General features: G+C 61.1%; 4 protein-coding genes. All 4 read left to right on the forward strand.

Annotation, left to right across the window (positions count from 1 at the left end):
• A partial coding sequence (locus AQS70_RS08250) for an amidase family protein (protein ID WP_241492815.1) occupies positions 1 to 290 on the forward strand: 290 nt, incomplete at its 5' end.
• Positions 287 to 1,411 (forward strand): transporter substrate-binding domain-containing protein, encoded by a 1,125-nt coding sequence (locus tag AQS70_RS08255; protein ID WP_055102368.1) that lies wholly within the window; start codon positions 287 to 289, stop codon positions 1,409 to 1,411. The genes AQS70_RS08250 and AQS70_RS08255, both read left to right, overlap by 4 nt.
• 16 nt (positions 1,412 to 1,427) lie before the next feature.
• Positions 1,428 to 2,030 carry an ANTAR domain-containing response regulator gene (locus AQS70_RS08260; RefSeq protein ID WP_055102369.1) on the forward strand — a complete coding sequence of 201 codons (603 nt, stop codon included), beginning with the start codon at positions 1,428 to 1,430 and terminating at the stop codon, positions 2,028 to 2,030.
• A 37-nt stretch (positions 2,031 to 2,067) separates the two neighbouring features.
• Entirely contained in the window at positions 2,068 to 3,219 is a 1,152-nt protein-coding gene (locus AQS70_RS08265) for an iron-containing alcohol dehydrogenase (protein WP_055102370.1), read from the forward strand.
• Positions 3,220 to 3,263 lie beyond the last annotated feature (44 nt).

Consider the following 3,263-nt stretch of genomic DNA (forward strand, 5'->3'; position numbering starts at 1 on the left):
ACCTGCAAGACTTCGACGTGCTACTGATGCCGACCGTGCCGTTGAAGGCCCCCAAACTGCCTGCCGCAGACGCTTCGGCCAGCGAATGGGTACAGCGTGCGTTGGAAATGAACGCCAACACTGCGCCGTTCGATGTCACTGGGCACCCAGCCTTGTCGATTCCTTGCGGGCTTGCCGACGGGTTACCGGTGGGCATGATGTTGGTGGCGCGGGACTACGATGAAGCCATCCTGTATCAAGTGGGGCACGCGTTTGAGCAGCATATCGACTGGGAAAGCCTGACGTCATGAACCCTTCTGAATACAAAGTTGGCCTACTGTTTTCCGAGAGCAGCCTGACCGCGGCCTCAGAAACAACTCAGGCCAATGCCACGCACTTGGCCATCGCCGAGGTCAACGCTGGCGGTGGCATCCAAGGCCGACCGCTGGTGCCGGTGGACGGGCGCCCTGGCGCAGAGCCTGCGGACTACCGCGACAGCGCCGTGAGCCTGTGCGACGAACATCAGGTGCAAGTGCTGTTTGGCACGCATATGTCGAGCACCCGCAAAGAGGTGTTGCCGGTGGTAGAAAGTCGCCGTCGCTTGCTGTTCTACCCCACGCTCTACGAAGGGTTTGAATACTCGCCTTGGTGTTTTTACACCGGCTCCGCCCCCAACCAAAACTCGGTGCAACTGGCCCGGTACGTGTTGGAGCATTTCGGCAATCGCGTGCTGTTTGTCGGCGGCTCTTATGTGTATCCGTTTGAGTCCAATCGCATCATGCGAGAACTGTTCGAGCAGGCGGGCGGCGAAGTGGTGGACGAGATTTACTTGCCGTTCCATGCCACCGCCGAGGACTTTGAGCGGGTGATGCAGCAGGCGCGTGCCACGGCACCGGATGCGATCTACTCGACCATCGTTGGCAGTGACATCCCGGCCTTGCACCGCGCCTATCGCCAAGCCGGATTCGACCCGGCGCGCATGCCCATCGTCAGCCTCGCCACCAACGAGGTCGACGTACTGCGCATGAGCGCTGAAGAAGCCGAAGGTCATGTGTCGGCAGCGCCTTGGTTCTCGACGTTGCAAACACCCGCCAGCCTAGCGTTCGTCGCGCGTTACCGGGCGCGCTACGGTGAAGCGGCACCCTTAACGGCTGGGGCTGAGGCGGCGTACTTCCAAGTGCACCTGTTTGCCGAAGCGGCACGCCGCGCAGAGCGTTTGTCCATTGAGGCGCTGCGCGAAAGCCTGGCCGGTGCGCAGTTCGACGCCCCGCAGGGCCGGGTGCAGATTGACACACACACTCAGCACACTTGGTTGTGGCCCCGCATTGCTCGCCTCGACCATCAGCGACGTTTTGAACTGGTGGTGCAAAGTGAGCAGCCAGTTAAACCCAGCCCCTACATGATCGACTACAAACTGGACGTGCAGCCATGAGTGGCAGGAGGGCCAGATGACCAGCGCTCCTTCACTGTTGCGTGAACTCAAGGGCCTGCGGGTACTGGTGATTCACCCGGTAGACGCCGAAGCCCGCGTGGTGCTGGACCAGTTGCCGCGCATCGGCTGCATCGTCGAGCAATGCTGGCCGGTACCCGCGCAGTTGCCCGCAAACACCGACGTGGTGCTGCTCGCAGTTGAACTCAGCCAGCGTCTGAACACTCAGGCGCTGGTCGAAAGTTTGAGTGAGCAGGCGCCGCCGATTATCGCTGTGGTCGGCTATGAAAACCCGTCAATGCTGCAATTGGTGCTAGAAACCCAGCCCGCTGCGGTGATCGAGCGCCCGTTACGGCCCTTTGGCTTGTTGACCCAGTTGCTGATGGCCCGTGCTGCTTGGCGCGCGCGCATCGACATGCTGGCCCAGCTGCGCAAGTTGCAGACCCGGCAACCGGCGGTGTCGAAGATTTCCATGGCCAAGGCCCTGCTGATGGCGCGTCATCGTATCGGTGAAAACGACGCCCATCGCCGCCTGCAACGAGACGCCATGGCCAGCCGTACCAGCATGGAAGCGGTGGCGCAGACCATTATTGACGCCGGTCTGCCCCCTCAACCCGAATAAGCATGTCAGTGCACCCACGAATACGCAGAGGTTTTATATGCAAGCGTTCAATTTCAGCACCACCGCTCATCTGATCTGCGCCAGCGGCGCGGCTGCCCAACTGGCCGAAGATTGTGCCGCCAGAGGCGCGCGCAATGTATTGCTAGTAACCGACGCCGGGATCCTGCGCCACAACCTGTTGGACGCGGTATTGCCGGGCTTCGCCGCTGCGGGTATCAACCTACACGTGTACAGCGACGTGCAGGCCGATCCGGCTGAGGAACTGGTGTTGGCCGCGACTGAACAAGCGCGGGCAATCGACGCCGAACTGATCGTCGGCTTTGGCGGCGGCAGCTCAATGGACACCGCCAAACTGGTCGCCTACCTAGCTCACCCGCAACAACGCCAGAGCCTGAGCGACATTTACGGCGTCAATCAAGCCAGCGGTGCCCGACTGCCGCTGATCCAAGTGCCGACGACAGCGGGCACCGGTTCGGAAGTTACGCCCATTTCCATCGTCACTACCGCCACCGGTAAATCCGGCGTGGTGTCCCCCCAACTGCTACCGGACTTGGCCATCCTAGATGCGCAATTAACGGTCGGCTTGCCAGGCCCGGTCACCGCCGCAACCGGCATCGACGCCATGGTCCACGCCATCGAGGCTTATACCAGCAAACTGCGTAAGAACCCGATCTCCGACTTACTGGCCCGCGAAGCCTTGCGCTTACTCAGTGCCAACCTTGAGCGAGCCGTGCGCGAACCGCACAACCTTGAAGCACGCCAAGCCATGTTGCTGGGCGCCTGCCTGGCCGGACAAGCCTTCGCCAACGCCCCGGTGGCGGCAGTGCATGCTTTGGCCTACCCGCTGGGCATCCAGTTCCACTTGCCTCACGGACTCTCTAATGCGCTGGTACTCAATCACGTGCTGGCTTTTAACCGCTCCCATGCGCAGGCGCTTTACGCCGAATTGGCACCATGCGTGTTAGGAGAACGGCTGACTTCAGACGATGCTGCGTCACAATTTATCGAGGAGTTACAGCGAATTCACACCGCTGTTGAGCTGCCACTGCGCTTGCGCGACGCTGGGGTTACGCGCGAAAGCCTGCCAGAACTGGCGCGCAATGCGATGCAACAGCAGCGTCTGCTGGTCAATAACCCGCGTGAAGTGCTGGAGGAGGATGCGTTGGCGATTTATACGGCGGCTTACTGATTGAAATTGACGCGCCTGCTTGCACTCAGGCGCGTGCTGCATCA

Origin of the sequence: Pseudomonas endophytica, assembly GCF_001411475.1 — a bacterium.
Taxonomy (GTDB): domain Bacteria; phylum Pseudomonadota; class Gammaproteobacteria; order Pseudomonadales; family Pseudomonadaceae; genus Aquipseudomonas; species Aquipseudomonas endophytica.